Source organism: Roseivirga sp. UBA838, from assembly GCF_002296035.1.
Classification (GTDB): domain Bacteria; phylum Bacteroidota; class Bacteroidia; order Cytophagales; family Cyclobacteriaceae; genus Roseivirga; species Roseivirga thermotolerans.
On sequence record NZ_DBHC01000043.1, the window covers coordinates 1 to 1,867 of the forward strand.

General features: G+C 45.1%; 2 protein-coding genes and 1 pseudogene. All 3 read right to left on the reverse strand.

Annotated elements, in window-relative coordinates; genetic code table 11:
• Positions 1 to 335 (reverse strand): annotated as a pseudogene (locus tag B3O12_RS16425) (3-deoxy-7-phosphoheptulonate synthase); the annotation flags it as partial.
• A gap of 207 nt (positions 336 to 542) precedes the next feature.
• The gene (locus tag B3O12_RS16430; RefSeq protein ID WP_286757106.1) at positions 543 to 1,082 is read right to left on the reverse strand and encodes a prephenate dehydratase domain-containing protein; all 540 of its coding nucleotides are present in this window, start codon (positions 1,080 to 1,082) and stop codon (positions 543 to 545) included.
• Positions 1,075 to 1,867: chorismate mutase (locus B3O12_RS16435; protein ID WP_286757108.1), on the reverse strand; the 793-nt coding region annotated here is incomplete at its 5' end. The genes B3O12_RS16430 and B3O12_RS16435, both read right to left, overlap by 8 nt.

The following is a 1,867-nucleotide window of genomic DNA, read 5'->3' on the forward strand; positions in this document are numbered from 1 at the left end:
TTTACGGTGGTTCTGGCACCAATCCATAACACGTCTACCCCACCTTTAAGGGCGGCTTCTACATGAGCTGTGTTGGCCACCTCTACCGTAACCGGCACATTGAGTATGTCTTTGGCAATGTTCAGCCACTCCAGGGCATCGGTGCCTATACCCTCAAAAGAACCGGGTCTGGTTCTGGGCTTCCAAACGCCTGCCCTAAACATTTCCACAGGGCTTCCTTTTAGTCCGCGGGCAATAGCCTCAATTTGTTCGGGGCTTTCTGCGCTGCAAGGTCCGGCTATCAATGTGTGCTCCGATAGCCCCAACCCCCAGTCTTTGATGTCTACAATTTCCATGACTTTTTAAAAATAAAAAGCCCGGTTCGTGTGAACCGGGCCTATGTGATAAGTTAATTTTTTCTTAATAAGCTGCGGTTCACCTCACCTTTTCGATAAAGTAAAAAAAGTAAAAGTAAGCCGCGAACAATGTTTTCATGGCCTAAACATATTCATCTTAGTTTTCTAAAGAAAACATTATTTGAAAAAAAATCGGAAAACGATTGTCTAGGCCCTGATCAAACCAAAAGTGGTGGTGTTATGTTTTTCATCCTGAATGCCCTCGGCAATAATAAGTAAGCCCTGAGACTCTAAAGCCTCTTTTGAGCTAATAACGGCTGCCTGAGAGTCGCGGCTATTCTTAAGTTCGTCTATGGCTCCGGCCGTACTCGAGCTGGCAATGAACTTTATATGACTGTATTTAGAAAAGAAATGTGTAGTTTCTTTAATGGCCATGGGGTGCGAAAAAACCTTGCGAATGCTCTTTATCGTGTTTGGTTTTAGACTCCCCAAACACAGATTTACAGGCAACTCAAATTCCTCTATCAATTGAAGCCCTCTTTGGCGTATGGTTTCGAGATTATTGCCCACCTGACCGGAGTGTGAGTTTCTGAGGGCAACGAGAGCCTGTTTTATTTGACCATCTTTCAACGCTTTAAAGATGGTTTCAAAGTTTTGAAAATAGGCAAAACTAAGGTGAGGCAAGAAGCGCTTTCTTGCCAGATCGTGAAAGGTGTTTTCCGGACCGAGTAGTCCCAAGTCAGTCATTAGGTAAATTTAGGTTTTGTTCTTTTTTGTTGAACACCTCAGTCTGCGTTTTCACTGACTGTTGGTGTAATAATCTTAACACTTCTACTACAAACTGGCGATCAAGGTTTAGCTGATCGGCCCATTCTTGTCTCGACTGAAAAATTTCTTTCCAGCGGCTAAGTTGAAAAATGGCTACGTTATTTTCTTTTTTAAACTCACCAATTTTTTCAACCAGGTTCATGCGCAGATTCAAAGCCTCCAGCAGTTCCCGGTCGGCCTGATCTATTTGTTCTCGAATGAGCTCCAGTTGGTTAATGATGTTTTCTTTAGTAAACACATCGTCTCGTAGCAACAAACCATTGATAAGGTCAGGAAGGTTGGCTGTGGCAATTTGCTGGGCGGCATCACTCCAGGCCGCATCAGGCTTGCAGTGCGACTCAATCATTAGCCCGTCATAGTTGAGGTCTAGCGCTCGTTGGGCAATTTCAGCAACCAGTCCACGATCGCCCGCAATGTGGCTGGGGTCACACAAGAGTGGCAACTCCGGAAACTCACTCTTCAGATCTAGAGGTATTTGCCACATGGGCACATTTCTGTATTTGTTTTTCTGGTAGCTATGAAAGCCCCGGTGTATGGCTCCTAGCTTACTTACTCCGGCTTTGGAGAAGCGCTCTAGCGCTCCTTTCCAGAGCGACAGTTCCGCATGAATGGGGTTCTTTATAAAAACGGGTAGTTCCGAACCCTTAAACGACTCGGCAAGTTCTGCCACATTAAAAGGGTTTACGGTGGTTCTGGCACCAATC

Coding starts and splice junctions, on each gene's coding strand:
- B3O12_RS16430 (WP_286757106.1), bottom strand. CDS start 1,082: ATGACTGACTTGGGACTACTCGGTCCGGAAAACACCTTTCACGATCTG.